Raw genomic sequence first — 15,704 nt, forward strand, 5'->3', positions numbered from 1 at the left:
GCCACCCGCTCCCGCGCATGGGCCTCAAAGCACGGACGCCAGCCGCCGCGCCAGCGCCACGCCGCTGAGGAAGGCTCCCTCCACCCGGGGCCCGCCGCACCAGTCTCCGCAGGCTCCGATTCCCATGGACGCGTCGAACAGTGCGGTCTCCTCCAGCGCCGGGGAGGGCAGGGCGTAGCGCCACCGGTGGACCACCGTCTCCACCGGCCGCACCTCCAGCCCCGTCGCCTGGGCGAAGGACTCCACCCACCGTGCCGCCACGACGACCGGAGCGGATTCCAGATACTCGCGGCTGGCCTCGGGCGAGCCATGCAGCACCCAGCGCTCACCCTCCGCCCGTCCCGGCTTGCTCGCGTCACGCGCAATCCACGACAGCGGTGAGTCATGGACGAACGCACCATCCAACTCCAGCGTCACGCGCGCCTCGAAGCGGGCCATCACCGCCTGGCACGGCTCCATGTTCACCGTCGCCGCGCGCGCCGCCAATTCGGGCGCACCGGCCAGCAGCGGCACCGCCTGGGGCGCGGGCACCGCCACCACCACCACGTCAAATGGCCCAAGCCGCTCACCGGACTCCGTCGTGAGCCGCCACGCCGAGCCCTCGCGCTCCACGCGCTCCACGCGGACCTCATAGCGCGTGTGAAGCGTCTCTGCGTACTCGCGCACCCCCGAGCCCATCGACGGCACGCCCACGTAGCGCACCTGCTCGCGCTCGGACCGCGTCACCCGGCCGTGCTCCAACGTGCCGATGACGCCGTGCCACTCGGCGACCACGCCCGCGTCCATCCACCAGCGGACCTGCTCCAGGAAGAGCGCGTCCCTTGCCGTGAAGTACTGCGCCCCATGGTCGAAGGTGTCGCCCGTTTCGGTCCGCCGGGTGGCCATGCGTCCCCCAGGCCCCCGGCTCTTCTCGAACACCGTCACCGGGTAGCCCGCGGCGCGCAGGGCGCGGGCCGCCGTCACTCCGGACAGGCCCGCGCCAATCACCGCCACATCCGGCAATGAGCCGGTGCGCTTCGGGAGCAGGTCGTCGAGAGGGCTCGGGCGGAGGGACATGCCCCCCACCTAACCGCGGCCCTCCCGCGCCGCACGCCCGCTCACTTCACCTCCCACCCCTTCGTGCCGCGCTCGTAGCGCTTGCCCGCGGACAGCTCGCCGTAGAAGAGCAGGTCCTTTACGCCCACCACGGACTTCCCATCGAAGAGGCCAATCTCGCCCTTGGACGGAAGCTGGATGCCCAGGTCCGAGATGTCGAGCCGCACACGCTCGCCCGGAGCCACCGTCACCTCCGGCAGCACCGCGCCCGTGGGGTTGCTCACCTGCGTGGGCGCGTGGTCGCTCTGCGCCAGGCTCACCCGCAGGTTGGTGGTCAGCACCATGCCCTTCAGCGACACCGTCGCCGACGTCCGGTTGCCCACCTCCACCCAGCCCTCGCGCGGGTCGAACGCCTCGAACACCAGCGTCGGCTTCTGCTTCGAGTACCGCGTCAGCTCCGCGAGGATGAAGGCCCGGCGCTCCTTGACGAAGCGCTTCATGTAGTCGCGGCCCGCCTGGAAGCGGGCGTAGTCCATGTACGGGTCATCCTTCATGTGCGGGGTGATGAGCGCGTGCAGCGAGTCGATGTACGGGTTCATCACCTTGTCGGAGAACAGCTCGTCCAGCGCCTTGTCCAGCCGCGCCTCCAGCCGCTCACGCAGCACGGGGTTCATCACCACCCGCGTGCCCAGGTTGGAGAACACCGGCAGGTAGCCCGGGTAGGCCGCCGTCTCCAGCTTGCGCTGCTGGTACATCTTCTCCACCGACGTGTCGGTGAGCGTGAAGTTGAACAGCGGGTGGCGCATGTTGCTGCTGCTCGTGCGCATGTCCTCCACGCTGATGGGGTACCACCAGCGCGCGTCCACGTTGTTCAAGTCCCACGGCACGTAGGACCACTTCGCCGTCGCGCGGTCGTAGACGAAGTAGCTCTCCGAGTCCTCCACGTAGTTGTTGGACATCAGCACGTCCAACACCATGGAGCGCAGGTAGTGCTCGAGCTGGAAGCTCTTCTCCAGCGCCGTCTCCAGCTGCGGCTCGGGCGTGTGGTTGATGACGTCCATCATCGCCCACAGCTTGTCGTCCGGCTGGGACTCGTTGGTCTTCTTCGTCCACTTGCCCTGGTAGGGCACCTTCCACGTCTTGAACTCGCAGTCCTTCCAGCCGCACCGGTAGATGTCGCCGTCCGTGTCGGTGAACTCGTGCGCCTTGAGGAAGGCCTTGTTCACCTGCTCGACGTCCAGGAACACGCCCTCGTACGCGCCATTCACCTTCAGCCGCACGAACTTCGCCTTCGACGCGGGCACCCGCATCGCCTCCAGCAAGTCGTAGGAGAGCTTCTCCGCCAGCAGCGTCGCGTCCGCGTACTCGGCCACGAGGTTGAGCGAGGTGCGCCCCTCGAAGCGGACCTTGTCCGCGAAGCTCACGTTCCAGCTCTTCTTCTCGAAGTAGCGCGCCGAGGCGCCGCGCAGCCGCACCTGCACCGCGTACGTCGTCCCGTTCGCCTTGAAGACGGCGTCCTGCTCGGGCGTCCACGGGTCCGCCGCGAACTTCCGCATTGCCTCGTCAGGAATGACGAGCTCGTACTCCTGCACGGAGGCCTGCGGGGCCGGCAGCTTGAACGGCAGCTGCGTCTCCGGCACCGGCGGAGGAGGAGGCTCGGGCTGGGGCTCCGGGTCGGGGTCCGGCTGCGGCTCTGGCTCGGGGTCCGGATGGGGCACGGGCTGCGGCTGCGGCTCCGGCTGCGGGTTGGGAGCAGGCGTCTCGTCGGGAGGAGTCGTCTGCGGAGACTCGTCCACGGGATGCGGCGGTACCTGGGCGGTCGGCGTATCCGGGCCGCAGGCCCACAGGCACAGCAACGGAAGGCAGATCAGCAGTCGTACGCGATTCATCATGCCCCCGGTGAGCAAGGGACATGCCCTGCGAGCGAAGGGGCGCGACTGGCCGGGAATGAACGCTGCGGACGCGGGAAACACACCTGGGCGCGTCACAGGTGGGAAGGGAATTACCCACGCTGGGTCTGCCTGCTCGCCTCGTCCGGAAGGGAGGGGGACCCGGGGGGGCCCGCTCTTCCCCGGAGGGGCAGGCGGCCGGGCGGCGCGGGGTGGGGCGCTACCTGGCGTGCGGTGCCCGCGTCGCGGCGCCAGTCCTAGCTTCACGGGAAGCAGGGAGCGCCGCGTCAGGAGACAGCCGCATGGAGACCTGGAACCAGACTTCGTCCGATGCCGTCCGCAGCCATACGCCCTTGGTGGTGAACCGGCGCATCGACGAGCACGTGGAAGCCTGCGTGCGGTACATGGCGCAGAAGGGTGACCGCACGGAGATGAGCCGCTACCTCGAGCGGCTGGAGCGCGAGTGGGACATCAGCCGGGCCCTGTCCGTCGGTGCCGCCGCCGCATCGGCGCTCGGCCTGCTGCTGGGCCGCAAGGATGGCGGCCGCTGGCGCGTGCTCAGCACCGTGGCCGCCGGGGTGCTGCTCCAGCACGGGCTCTTCGGCTTCGGGCCCATGTCCGGGGTGCTGCGCATGCTCGGCGTGCGCACCCGCCGGGAAATCGACCTGGAGAAGTTCGCCATCAAGGCGCTGCGCGGCGACTTCGAGCGCATCCCCAACGACGGGGGGCCGCTCGCGAAGGCCAATGCCGCCCTCGTCGCCGCGCAGTCCTGAGGCCGCGCGCGGGGAGCCTCCCCGCGCTTCACCGGAGGCGGGCCAGGTGGTGGCCCGCCCCCGTTGCTTCCGTCAGTGCCTCGGGCTGGTGTAGCCGCCGGCCGCCGAAGGCATCAGCGCCGGGGACATGGGCGTCGGCGCGGCGTTGCCCTTCGCCCCGGTGTTGCCCTGGTCGAAGAAGCCGTTGAGACCGGCGATGCCCAGCGAGAAGTTCGTCACCCAGCCCGCGTCCGGCTTGCCGGCCGCCGCGCCGATGTCGAACGGCCTCGCGAAGTGCAGGCGCATCAGCAAGGGCCCCAGCGCCAGGTTGACGCCGACGACGGCGTTCAGCACGCGGTGGTCCCTGAAGTCCTCCCAGTTCTCGCCCACGCCGCCGAAGTCCATGGCCGCGATGGCCTCCAAGTCACTGAGGAAGGCCACCCGGACGATGTCGTTCAGCGGAAGCTGCAGCTCCATCGTGGAGTAGAAGAAGTGGCGGCCCAGCAGCCACTGCTCGTCTCCGAAGTTCACGCCGCGCAGCGTGTCGAAGGAGGACAGGAAGTAGGAGCGGGCGTACCGGCCTCCCAGCGTGGTTCCCGCGCCGCCGCGCACGAAGATGTTGGTGCGGCCGTAGATGGGGAAGTACCGCTCCGCGTCCAGTCGGATGTTGCTGTACGCCTCGTTGTCGAAGGGCTGCACGCCCACCGTCGTCTCCAGCAGCGCGGAGCTGCCCGACAGCGGACCGGTGGCGTAGTGGTACTTCAGCGTGTCGTAGCCAATCTGTCCGCTCACCTCCGTCTGGAAGCGGATGTCCTGGTTGCGCGCCTTCCACTGCGACAGCAGCTCCTGGTTCGCCTCGTTGCGGTCCGCGAAGAACAGGTAGAACTCGGTGGGGTCGTCCAGGAAGTACTTCGTCCCGCCGAGGCTCAAGTCGCCCTGCAGGAAGAAGAAGGTGCTCAGCGGGTAGCGGAGGCTGCCGAGCACGCCGAAGAAGCGCTCACCCGACGTGAAGAACACGGGCAGGTCCTCGAAGGTCTGGTCCACGCGGAAGCGCAGGGACTGGAAGAGGCCGCCGCCCCACGTCGTACGGCTTTCGTCGTTGATGTACAGCAGGTAGCCGTCCGTCAAATCGAAGCTGCCGTACACCGACAGGGTGAGCAGGAACTGGTGGTCCCTCATGCGGTCACTCGCCGCGGCGAACAGCTGGCCCACGAAGCCGCCGCCGCCCGCGCCCGCGAAGCCGAAGATGGGACCGAACTCCAGGTTCTGCCGCGTGAAGGGCTGGTAGGCCTGCGCGTCCGTCAGCGAGCGCACCGCGAGCGGCGGAGGCGGCTCCGCCGCGGGCTCGGCCGGCACGTCCAGCGCCAGCATGCGCGGCGGCCGCAGCAGCGCGGGCCGGCGCTCGCCGGACATGTGGAAGAGCATCCACAGGCTGCCATCCGGGCCAGGGCCGGGCTCGAACACGCCCGTCGTCAGGTCCGTGCGCCGCACGAGGCGGCCATCCGGCATCAGCTCGTGCAGGTCCGAGCTGCTGTTGTTGAAGGCCGTGAAGAAGACGCGGCCGTCCGCGAGCGCCGTCGGGTCCGCGTGGTCCCTGTCCTCGCTGGTGAGCCGCTCCACCTGGCGGGGCGCGTCCACCTTCACGCGGAAGAGGTTGTACTTGCGGTGGGACGTGGCGTCGGACGTGAAGATGATGCCGGACGGACCCCACGTGAGCTGCCGCTCGGAGAACACGTCGTCGGTGAGCTGCAGCGGCTTCGCGTCCGGGCCCGCCTGCAAATCAATGGCGTACAAGTCACGCAGGCCGCCGTCGTTGATGCCGATGAAGGCCACCCACCGGCCGTCCGGGGAGAAGGCCGGCGAGTACGCCGCCAGCAGGCCGTGCTTGTCGATGCGGTACGCCACGCGCCCGCCCAGGTCCAGCCTCACCGTGGTGCCCACCTCCCGGTCGATGCCGGTGCGGATGGGCGTGCGGCGCACCAGCACGTCCGAGGCGCGCTTCTCCACCACGTGCGCGTAGTCCTGCACGTAGATGACGTCGCGGCCAATCATCTCCGCGATGAAGGCCAGCTTGTTCCCGGTCAGCGCGAAGCTGCGCCCGGAGATGGGGTGCAGGGACTCCACACCCGGCGCGCCGTCGCTCGTCACCCGCAACGTCTTCTCCGGCGCCCGCGGGTCCACGAGGTACAGCCGGCTCTCGCCCGTCTCCGGCACAATCGTGCGCAGCGCCAGCACCTGCCCGTCCGGCGAGCTGGTCATGGAGGTGATGTAGCCGGGCGACTTGTCCAGCATGTCCATCACCGGAGCGGCCTGCTCCGAGTTCAGGTACGTCTTGAAGGCCCGGCGCTTCAGCCAGTTCTCGAACCGCGCCGCCAGCCGCTTCGGGTCATCCCCGGTGAGCCGCTCCAGCAGCTCCTCGAACTTGAGCGACGGCGAGTCGCGCGAGCCGCCCACCAGCCGCGGCGACTCCTCCAGCACGCGCTGGATGAAGCCCTTGCCGTACTCCTCCTCGAGGAAGGTGCAGCGCACCTGGCCCACCTTGTAGATCCACAGGTAGCCGTAGGGCCCGGGCGAGAAGAAGTCGAGGAACGCGTAGCCCTTGTACAGGTCCGGGTTCACCAGCAGGTCCCGCACCAGCATCTCCGCTTCCGGGTCCATGCCGCGCTTGGCGTAGAACTCGGCCAGGCCTTCGATGAACCACAGCGGCATGCCCGCCAGCGGGTCTCCGAACACCTTCGCCTGCTCCGCCACGGTGCGCACCTTCTGGATGGTGAACTGGTGCGACAACTCGTGGGTGGAGATCTCCTCGAAGAGGCGGTGGTCACCCAGGTACGGCAGCGTCAGCTTCAGGTCCTCGCCGGTGCTGGTGAGGCCCAGCGTGCCCTCGGACACCTGGAAGAGGTTGGTCTGCAGGAACTCCTGGTAGCTGCTGTAGAGGATGTACGGGAACGTCTGCGTGGGGACGTACTGGAACGTGTCCACGAGGTAGCGGTACGCCTCCTCGATGACGGGCGCGGCCCGCTCGGCCACCACGCGCTCGCGCTCGTAGAAGTAGAAGCGCACGCCGCCCGTCTTGTCCCCGAGCGTCTTCGCGTAGGTGTAGTTGAAGCCGCCGTCGGCGCCGCCCAGCCCCAGCGACGCCACGCCGCCGTCCGCCAGGCCGCCGTCCGCCGAGCCCGCGGCGCTCACCAGGGTGCCCCCATCCGTGGCGCTCGGCGTCCCCGCGGTGGCCGGAGGTGGCACACCGCCGTCGGACGGCTCCATCACCGACACCGGGGGCGCTCCCGGGCTCGTGGGGGGCTCGGAGGTCTGCTGGCTGGTCTCCGGGGACGGGCCGCTCGGCATCTCACGCGGGTCACTCGTCTCGGGAGACGTGGTGGGCACGTCCGGGTTGGCGCCTCCCTGCGTGCCAGGTGGCTGGTCGTGCGCGGTGCGCTCCGGGGGCTTGGCCAGTCCCGCGGCATTGGGGCCCACGAGGATGTCCACGTGCCGCCACTCGAACTTGTAGCTGTTCACCGGCGATTTCCCGGGCCGTCGCGGCACGACGTAGAACTGGGCGAGCGCCAGCCCGGGGAGGAGCAGTGCCAGCATGGCGGCTGCGAGGGGGCGTGGGTTCACAGGGGGTCACCTCTTCGAATGGGGAACGGGCGAGAGGGCAGAGTCCTGGGAGGTTCCCTCCCAGGGGCTCAGGTATACAAGCGCCTGGATTATTTCTTTCCGTTTACTTGCCGGACAGTGAGCGTCTCGCACTCGGGCGTGCGTGGAACAAGGGGCCTTCGTCTGGTGCGGGCGCCCGATGATATGGATGGGGGCCATGAGACGCCTTTTTGCACTGTCCTCCACCCTGGTCCTCGCCCTCGGTTGCGGCAAGGACGGTACGTCCAATGCCAAGGCCGAGTGTCAGCTCGAAGCCATCGACCTGTCATCATGTCAGCGTTCCAGCCTCGCGGGGCTGCAACCCGAGGGCGTGTGGAATCTCAACGTCCAACTGAATGACGGCACGGGCGCCGCCGGCTCCATGCGGCTGTCGGGCCTGGCCAGCGGCGCGTCGATGCTCGGGCTGACGGTGACGGAGCGGCAGGTCTCCAGTGACACCTTCTTCCTGGCCAGCGACCTGGTGGGCACGGACGACATCAACCTGCGCTTCGCCCTCGCGGGCTGTGCGTCCACGGGGCCGGGGCAGCTGGCGGGCATGTTCCGTCGCTGCCAGAACGGTCAGCTCGACCTGCAGGGCACCTTCGAGGCCGTGCGCGTGTCGCGCCGCGCGGGCGAGACGGACTCCGACAAGGTGCAGCTCGTCGGAGAAATCGCGCTGCCGCGCGGCAGCGCCACGGAGCTGGCGGTGGCCAACGGCCATGCGTACGTCACCGCCGGCCGGGAGGGGCTCTTCATCTACGACGTGAGCAAGCCCGACGCGCCGCGCAAGGCGGCCGAGTCCAAGCCCTCCGACGACGTCTACAACGACGTGCTGGTGAACGGCACCACGCTCTACCTGGCCACCAAGAACAGCGGCATCGCGGTGTTCGACCTGACGGACCCCGAGGCGCCCGCGCGCGTGCGCTCCGTGCCGGACAAGGCCGTGGAGGTGAATGCGCTGGCGGTGGACGGGAACATCCTCTACGCGGCGTCGCCGTATCCCAACGCCGAGGTGCTCGTCTACGACATCACCACGCCCACCGCGCCGACGCTGCTCACGCGCTACTTCGTCGAGGGCGCCGAGCCCACCGTGGGCGAGCGTCCGCTGGACGTGACGGCCCTGGGCGGCAGGCTGTACGTGAGCCACTGGACCTACGGCATGACGGTGTCGGACGTCACGAACCCGGCGAAGCCGAAGTTCCTGGGACGCTTCGGGGGCTCCACCTCGCGCACCACGGTGGTGGGCACGGTGGGCAGCCGGACGGTGGCCTTCGACGCGGGCGAGGACTGGGGCGCGCACCTGAGCGTGCTGAACGTGACGGTGCCGCAGGCGCCGGAGCAGATGGGCGAGTTCCGCATGCGCCCGGAGGTGTCCATCCGCTCGGTGGCGTTGGCCGGCTCGAAGCTGTACGTGGCCTACTACCAGGACGGGCTGCGCGTGCTGGACGTCTCGGTGCCGGGCGAGCCGCGCCAGGTGGGCTACTACAACACGTGGCGCGAGTCGGACCTGAGCCGCGGCCTCACCTTCTTCGACGGGCTCAACACCCTGCGCGTGCCGGGCGACGGCTACATCTACGCGACGGAGACGGTGCGCGGGCTGCTCATCTTCCGCGAGACGGAATAGGAGAAGGCCCGTGAGCGACACCACGACGCGGCTGTGCGGCCGGTGCCAGGAGCTGCCGGCGAAGCTGGAGGGCGCTGGGCGCCTGTTCCTGTGGTGCCCGTTGGGCCACAGCTTCGGCAAGCTGGTGGCCTTCCTGCGGGAGACGGAGCGCGAGTACCAGGTGCGCCCGGAGGCACAGTGCGTCGTGGTGTGGGTGGCGGACGGGGAGCTGGGGCGGGTGGCGGTGAGCGCGGTGGAGGCGCTGACGCAGGAGGAGACGCGGGGCACGCGCGCGCTCTTCGTGGCGGGCGACGCGGAGCCGGGGCTGGCGGACTACCCGCGCGTGGGCTCGCTGCAGCAGTTCGCCACGTTGGCGCAGGCGGGCTGGCTGATGGACATGCTGGCCGAGCAGCGGCTCACCTCGCACTTCCAGCCCATCGTCCACGCGCAGGACACGCGGCGCATCTTCGCCCACGAGGCGCTGATGCGCGGCCGCGAGCGGGACGGCACGTTGGTGCCGCCGGGGCGGATGTTCCAGACGGCGCGAGACGCGGACCTGCTGTTCCAGCTGGACCTGGCGGCGCGCACCACGGCCATCCGCGAGGCCGTGCGGCACCAGCTGCGCACGCACCTGTTCATCAACTTCACGCCGACGGCCATCTATGACCCGGCGTACTGCCTGCGCTCGACGGTGGCGGCCATCACCGAGGCGGGCATTCCGGCGCAGAGCGTGGTGTTCGAGGTCATCGAGTCGGACCGCGCGGCGGACGCGTCCCACCTGAAGGGCATCATCAACTTCTACCGCCAGGCGGGCTTCCGGGTGGCGCTGGACGACCTGGGGGCGGGGTACTCGTCGCTGAACCTCATCCACCAGTTGCGGCCGGACATCATCAAGCTGGACATGGAGCTGGTGCGCGACGTCCACGTGGACCCGTACAAGGGGGCCATCGTGCGGAAGATGCTGGAGATTGCGCGGCAGCTCGGCATCCAGACGGTGGCGGAGGGAATCGAGACGCCGGAGGAGCTGCGCTGGGTGCGCGCGCACGGAGTGGACTACGTGCAGGGCTATCTCATCTGCCGTCCGCAGGGCGCGCCCGCGGAGGCGACGCCGTTCTTCACGGGCTGAGCAGGAGGTTGCCGGTGGACTGGCGCTCCAGGTTGGCCTCGCGGGCGAACCGCAGCTCGAGGCCGGCATCCGAGAGGGCGAGGCGGGCGCCGTAGACGTCTCGGTTGCTGGCGGCATCCCGGGCGCGGTTGATGTGGGCGCGGGCCCGCTCCGCGTGGACGACGACGTTGCCCTGGCCGGAGGCGACGGCTGTGGTGCGCACGTTCTCGAAGGCGCGGTCCGCGAGGCTCAGGGCGTTGTCCACGGTCAGCTCGCCCTTCTCGAGGGCCTGGTCCGCGGCGAGCAGCCACTGTCCGGCGGTCTGGATGTCGGTCAGCCGCTGCTGGCGGGACTGCTCCACCTCGGCGGCGCGCTCACTGGTGTCGTCGATGTGCTCCTCCACGACGGTGGTTTCCGCGGCGAGCTGGTCGTCGCGCGTCTTCAGCGCCTCGTCGCGCGTCTTCAGCTCGGCTTCGAGTTGCTGGAGGCGGGCCTGGAGCTGGAGGAGTTGCTGTTGCGAGGTGAGCGTGTTGGCCGCGCTGGTGCCCGGCGCCGCGCCCATACCCACCGTGCCCGCGCCACCCGTCGCGTCCTGCGCGGCACCGCCACCAAAGCCAACGGCGGGCTCCGCGGAGGACGGAGCGGCCTGCTGGAGTCCTGCCGCGGCGGTCGAGCCACTCGTTCCATCCTGTGTGACCGCACCCGCGCCTGTCGTGTCCTGGTCCGTTGTTTCCGTGCTACCGGCGCCGCCCGTGCCTCCAGTCGCGCCCGAGCCACCCACGGTGCCGGTGCCACCGGTCGCATCCTGGCCCGTCGTGTCCAGGCTCCCGCCGGTGCCAGTGGCTCCGGTCTCGCTCGGGCTCGTGGCTCCCGTGCCTTCCACCGTGCCCGAGCCGCCGGTCGCATCCTGGCCCGTCGTGCCCAGGCTTCCGCTGGTGCCAGTGGCTCCGGTCTCGCTCGGGCTCGTGGCTCCCGAGCCCTCTACGGTGCCCGACCCACCGGTCGCATCCTGGCCTGTCGTATCCAGGCTTCCGCTGGTGCCCGTACCTCCGGTCGCGTCCTGGGTCGTTGCTCCCGGGCCACCCTCAGTGCCTGTTAGATCGGTCGCATTCCGACCCGTCGTGTCCGGGCTCCCGCTCGTGCCCGCACCTCCGGTCGCTTCCGGCGCTTCTACTTCCGGGGTCTCGACGCTGCCGGTGCTCCCCTGGCCCGATACAACCGAACGGCCACCGATGATCTCCGGGGGCCGCCCCGTCACGACCGAACGGCCCCCGATGAACGTGCCTCCCGTCGCGTCCTGCCCCGTCGCTCCCGAGCCGCTGGTGCTGCCCGTGCTCCCGGTTGCGTCCTGACTCGTCGCGCCCGCGCCACCGGTCGCGTCCTGGCTCACGCTTCCGCTGGTGCCCGCGCCACCGGTCGCGCCCTGGCCTGTTGCGTCCGAACCTCCGGCGGTACCAGCGCCACCAGTCGCGCCCTGGCTCACGCTTCCGCTGGTTCCCGCGCTTGTGCTCGCACCCTGGCTCGTTGCAGCGGAATTTCCGGCGGTGCCCGAGCCACCGGTCGCGCCCTGCCTCACGCTCCCACCGGTGCCCGCACTCGTGCCCGCACCCTGGCTCGTTGCCGCCGAACCTCCGGCGGTGCCCGCGCCACCCGTCGCATCCTGTGTCGTGGCCCCCGTGGTGCTTGCGCCCTGCGTGCCCGTCGTCTGGGGAGTCGCGCCCGTCGCGGAGGTTTGGCCTCCCTGGCCGGAAGTGGCCGCGGGCGCGGCCTCCGTGTCCGACGACGTAGCACTGCCACTGCCGCCCGTGCCCGACTCGTCCTGCGCCGCGGTATCCCAGGGCGAGGGCAGGGGCTGATACACCTGTGCTGCTTCTTCGTTGGCCATCTGGCCCGGCGTCACGGGGCCGTAGCCATCGGGAAGGACTGGCACGATCAGCGGTGGAGCGGCGCGCGGGTCGGGCGGTTGCTGAACCACATAGCCCTCAGGAGGCCGCGCGCCCTCTGCCTGCCTGGAGGCTTCCTCATAGGCATCCTTCAGCGCTTCCGCGGCAGGGTCGTCGACCAACGGGTCCTGCGGAGGAGGCACCGGCGTCACATCCGGCGTCTGACCGAGGCTCAATCCAGCAGCGAGAGCAATCCACAGGCGCATGCCTGGAAGGTGTCCACCAGAGGATGGTCCTTCAGCCCGGCCAGCGAAGCTCCGCCCGACGGGCCGCCCGGGCGGCGACCCACCGAGCTCCCTGTTCGGAAAGGTCGGGACATTTCACGCCGCAAAACCCCCGACCTTTCCGAACAGGGAGCCCTCCGCCCGCTTCCGGAAGGCTCCCGCCGTGCCCGCGTTCCAACGAGCGCCGGACCCACGTCGCCGTCAGCAGCCCTCACATCCTCCGCCGGGTCCGCGCCAGCACCTCACGCGCCGCGCGCTCTCCGGTCGCGATGGCACCATGCACGGTGCCTTCCTCGCCCTCGGTATTCGTGGCCTCGCCCGCGAAGAACAGCGTGCCCTCCACGGGAGTGGCGAGCGCCTCCATGGCGTCCGCCGCGCCCGCCGGAATGACGGCATACCCGCCCCGGGTGAACGGCTCGCGTTGCCAGTCCTGCACGTGCCACGCCTCGAGCAGCTCATGCAGCGCCTGTCGCGGCAGCCGGAAGATGCGCGCGAGCGACTCCACCGCGCTCGCCAGCACCTCCTCCTCTTGCAGCCCGGTCAGCGCGTCCGCACCCGGACCGCCGGCCCAGCCCACCAGGTGCCGGGACTCGCGAGGCGACAGCGTCCACCACGTGGGCACCGGCAGTGACGGCCCATGGAAGAAGCCGAACCGCCGTGTGTCCTCGCGCTCGCTCCAGAAGGCGGTGCGGAAGCGCAGCAGCACCTTCACCAGCGCGCCCATCTCCAGCCGGCCGCAGGCCCGTTCCTTCTCCGGCAGCCGCGGCACGAAGCGCACCGCGCCGGGCTCCGGAGGCCGCGCCCGCAGCACGCCCAGCGGAAGCGTCACCACGGCCTGCTTCGCCCGCACCTGCCCGAGCGCCACTCCCTGCCGCGTGCGCACGCGCACCCGCACCTCACCGGCTGCCCAGCGGACCTCCTCCGCCACCGCGTTCAGGAACACCGTCCCCGGGTGCTCCATCAACGGCCGGGCCAGCTCGCGAAGCACCCGGTCATACCCCTCCATCACCCGCGACGGCGTGGTGCCGCCCAGCTCCTCCGCGGCCGTCTCCATCCGAGCGATGGCCAGCGTGCTCGCGGTGTCCGGGTTCGCCGCGTAGAAGCCCTCCACGTAGGCCCGGCCCATGGCCACCTGGAGCGGGGACCAGCGCTCGGCCTTCGCCCGCTCCCGCAGCAGCTCCGCCACGGGCCGGTCCGGAGGCTTCGCGGAGGCGAGCGCGTCCAGGAAGCGGAAGGACTCCTCGCCATCTCCGAAGCGCCCCTTCCACGACAGCGCATGCATGTCATTGCACGCCCGGATGGACAGCCGGGCCCGCCGAGCGAGCTTCCGCAGCGACTCCGGCGCGCCGTGGACGAACTCCGCCCCCAACTCGAGCGGAACCTCCGTGACGGGGTCATGGACGGTGGCCACGCGCCCGCCCCATCGCTCGCGCGCCTCCAGCACCGCGACGCGCAGCCCTGCCCGCCTCAGCGAGGCCGCGGCTGCGAGCCCCGAGGCACCCGCGCCCAGGATGACGACATCCGAGATGAGGTCCATGCCGCACCTCTAGCCACACCCGAGCGCGAGAGCAGCCTCTCGCGCGCCAGCCGTCACGCGCGAGACACTCACGTCCCCGAAGACGCGAAGGGCCGCGCCTCCAACGAAGGAGGCGCGGCCCTGGGAGCCACGGAAGTGTCCGCGCGTCAGAGGCTGATGCGCAGGCCGGCGCCCAGCTCGAAGGTGGGAGCGGCCACGCTGAAGCCCTGGATGTCCTCGCCGTTGACGGTGACGTCGGGCACGGAGAAGCCGAGCCGGAGCTCACCGCCCTTGTGGCCGTAGTGCACGGCGCCGAACGCCTCCACCGTGAGGTAGGTGAGCGCCCGGTACGTCACGTTGAGCCGGCTCGTATAGGAGCGGTCGGACAGGTTGCCCAGCGTGAAGAAGTTGAAGGCCGTGTGGTCCCAGTCGAAGGGCTGGTTGAGGAAGAGGTACGCCGCGCCGTAGTGGCGGCCCACGTACAGCGGCTGGAAGGCGCTCTGGGCAATGAGGTACGGGTACCCCACGGAGCTGGTGTAGCCCGTCGAGTTGTAGAAGTACTCCACGCCCACCACGGCCAGGTCGTTCTGCCCGTAGGGGAAGGTGTAGTTGGCGCCGCCCGTCACCTGGGGCGTGAGGCCCCCGGGAACGTACGACTCCACCTGGATGCCATTCTGGAAGATGTCCTCCAGCGTGGTGCCCTCTGGCAGCCGGTACAGGGGCCGGTCCGTGCCCTTCTTGATGGCGAGCTCGCCGTAGACGTCGATGGGGCCCAGGGCGGAGGACAGGTCCAGGCCGAAGCGGGGCTTGCGGCCGCGCTGGGCCACGGCGCTGACGCCCACCTCCGCGGGGCCCACCACCACCTCCGCGCGCAGCGCACCGCCAATGCGGCTGAGCCGGTTGACCGGGTCCTCGCCGCCGGGCCGCGTGGGGCCCCCCGTGGCGTCGGTGACGGCGCCCGCGTCGGTGCCCAGGTCGTCCACCACGGCGATGCCGTAGAAGTTCCAGCCCCGCGCCTCCCACGGCACGTGCAGCTTCACCATGGACACGCCGGTGCGCAGGTCCACGAAGGCCAGCGGGTTCTTGCGCTGGGGGGACAGGAAGTCGGTGGGGTTCCAGATCTGCCCCGTGCCCCACTTCACGTGCTGCTTGCCCACGGTGAAGAACACCGTGCGCGCCAGGTCGAAGCGCAGCCACGCCTGGTCCAGCAGGACGCGCGGGTTGGACGGCGCGCCCTCCGTGGTCTGCGTGGAGACGGTGGGGTCGTAGCTCAACCGCCCCACCACGAAGCCGCGCAGCCGGTCCGTGGGACGCGCGTCGAAGTAGCCGTCCACCAGCGTGGGCGCGGTGAAGGACGTGTTGCCGAAGGACACGCCCTCGTTCGCCGCCACGTTGGCGCGCAGATAGAACTGGCCGCCAATCTTCAGCGGGTCATCCACTGCCTCGTCGGAGTCGAACGCGCTGCGCGTCGCCGGGCCATCCAGCGCGTCCGAGTCCCTGTCCCCGGGGGCCGGGGAGGGCTCGGTGAGCGAGGGCTGCCGCGCCGCCGGCTCGCCGGCCGACGTCGGGTCCGCCGTCGCGCTGTCGTCCCCGCCGAAGACGGCGTCCTCGCTGGGACGGTCCGCCGGGGCCTCGTCTTGGGAAGCGGAAGGGGAGGGCGTGGCCTCGGCGGGCTTCTCGGACTCGCCGCCGAAGAGGGCATTCTCGTCGGGCCGGTCGTTGGAGCCGGCCGAGCCCGCGGCGCCCTCCGACTGGGCGAGCGCGGGGGCGCCGACGAGGGCCGCGGTCAGCGCCGCGGCCACGGTGAGGGTCCGCGGGCTCATCGGCTCTTGCTCTCGAGCCACGCCTTGGTGAAGAGGTTGGCTTCCAGCGACCGCAGGTCGATGGACTTGATGAGGATGACGGTGGAGTTGGCCTTCTCCACCTCGTCGTAGATGCGAATCTCCTCGGGGAACCAGACGTCGGCGCCCTTGGACTCGCTGAAGAGCTTCTTCCAGCGCG

General features: G+C 70.5%; 9 protein-coding genes and 1 pseudogene. 3 read left to right on the top strand and 7 right to left on the bottom strand.

Features of this window, described 5'->3' with window-relative positions; translation table 11 throughout:
* Nucleotides 1–24: 24 nt before the first annotated feature.
* Nucleotides 25–1,056, bottom strand: coding sequence for an NAD(P)/FAD-dependent oxidoreductase (locus tag G4D86_RS32315; protein WP_163997938.1), 1,032 nt, complete (start codon nucleotides 1,054–1,056; stop codon nucleotides 25–27).
* A 41-nt stretch (nucleotides 1,057–1,097) separates the two neighbouring features.
* Nucleotides 1,098–2,927, bottom strand: a complete 1,830-nt coding sequence (locus G4D86_RS32320; protein ID WP_163997939.1) for a CotH kinase family protein — start codon at nucleotides 2,925–2,927, stop codon at nucleotides 1,098–1,100.
* 299 nt (nucleotides 2,928–3,226) lie between these two features.
* Here G4D86_RS32320 and G4D86_RS32325 point away from each other — a divergent pair, with 299 nt between their 5' ends.
* Nucleotides 3,227–3,697: a hypothetical protein gene (locus tag G4D86_RS32325; protein ID WP_205519908.1), complete on the top strand. Its 471-nt coding sequence runs from the start codon at nucleotides 3,227–3,229 to the stop codon at nucleotides 3,695–3,697.
* 72 nt (nucleotides 3,698–3,769) lie between these two features.
* On the opposite strand, the gene G4D86_RS32330 is transcribed toward G4D86_RS32325, so the two are convergent.
* Nucleotides 3,770–7,267 carry a PD40 domain-containing protein gene (locus G4D86_RS32330; RefSeq protein ID WP_163997940.1) on the bottom strand — a complete coding sequence of 1,166 codons (3,498 nt, stop codon included), beginning with the start codon at nucleotides 7,265–7,267 and terminating at the stop codon, nucleotides 3,770–3,772.
* Nucleotides 7,268–7,490: 223 nt separating this feature from the next.
* Here G4D86_RS32330 and G4D86_RS32335 point away from each other — a divergent pair, with 223 nt between their 5' ends.
* Nucleotides 7,491–8,936: an LVIVD repeat-containing protein gene (locus G4D86_RS32335; RefSeq protein WP_163997941.1), complete on the top strand. Its 1,446-nt coding sequence runs from the start codon at nucleotides 7,491–7,493 to the stop codon at nucleotides 8,934–8,936.
* Nucleotides 8,937–8,946: 10 nt separating this feature from the next.
* The gene (locus G4D86_RS32340; protein ID WP_163997942.1) at nucleotides 8,947–10,041 is read left to right on the top strand and encodes an EAL domain-containing protein; all 1,095 of its coding nucleotides are present in this window, start codon (nucleotides 8,947–8,949) and stop codon (nucleotides 10,039–10,041) included.
* Here the strand turns inward: G4D86_RS32340 and G4D86_RS32345 are convergent.
* The 4 genes and pseudogenes from G4D86_RS32345 to G4D86_RS32360 form a co-directional block, all read right to left on the bottom strand.
* On the bottom strand, nucleotides 10,031–10,903 hold the full coding sequence (locus G4D86_RS32345; RefSeq protein WP_163997943.1) for a hypothetical protein: 873 nt from the start codon (nucleotides 10,901–10,903) through the stop codon (nucleotides 10,031–10,033). The genes G4D86_RS32340 and G4D86_RS32345 overlap by 11 nt on opposite strands.
* Nucleotides 10,904–12,398: 1,495 nt before the next feature.
* Nucleotides 12,399–13,724 carry a flavin monoamine oxidase family protein gene (locus G4D86_RS32350; protein WP_163997944.1) on the bottom strand — a complete coding sequence of 442 codons (1,326 nt, stop codon included), beginning with the start codon at nucleotides 13,722–13,724 and terminating at the stop codon, nucleotides 12,399–12,401.
* Between the two features lie 146 nt (nucleotides 13,725–13,870).
* Complete coding sequence (locus G4D86_RS32355; protein ID WP_205519916.1) at nucleotides 13,871–15,526, bottom strand: hypothetical protein; 1,656 nt, start codon at nucleotides 15,524–15,526, stop codon at nucleotides 13,871–13,873.
* A pseudogene (locus G4D86_RS32360) lies at nucleotides 15,523–15,704 on the bottom strand (outer membrane lipoprotein-sorting protein); the annotation flags it as partial. The pseudogene G4D86_RS32360 and the gene G4D86_RS32355, both read right to left, overlap by 4 nt.

Source organism: Pyxidicoccus caerfyrddinensis, assembly GCF_010894405.1.
GTDB lineage: Bacteria > Myxococcota > Myxococcia > Myxococcales > Myxococcaceae > Myxococcus > Myxococcus caerfyrddinensis.

Bases quoted from the DNA above. Each gene is read 5' to 3' on its own strand.
- G4D86_RS32315 (WP_163997938.1), bottom strand. From the start codon at position 1,056: ATGTCCCTCCGCCCGAGCCCTCTCGACGACCTGCTCCCGAAGCGCACC.
- G4D86_RS32320 (WP_163997939.1), bottom strand. From the start codon at position 2,927: ATGATGAATCGCGTACGACTGCTGATCTGCCTTCCGTTGCTGTGCCTG.
- G4D86_RS32325 (WP_205519908.1), top strand. From the start codon at position 3,227: ATGGAGACCTGGAACCAGACTTCGTCCGATGCCGTCCGCAGCCATACG.
- G4D86_RS32330 (WP_163997940.1), bottom strand. From the start codon at position 7,267: ATGCTGGCACTGCTCCTCCCCGGGCTGGCGCTCGCCCAGTTCTACGTC.
- G4D86_RS32335 (WP_163997941.1), top strand. From the start codon at position 7,491: ATGAGACGCCTTTTTGCACTGTCCTCCACCCTGGTCCTCGCCCTCGGT.
- G4D86_RS32350 (WP_163997944.1), bottom strand. From the start codon at position 13,724: ATGGACCTCATCTCGGATGTCGTCATCCTGGGCGCGGGTGCCTCGGGG.
- G4D86_RS32355 (WP_205519916.1), bottom strand. From the start codon at position 15,526: ATGAGCCCGCGGACCCTCACCGTGGCCGCGGCGCTGACCGCGGCCCTC.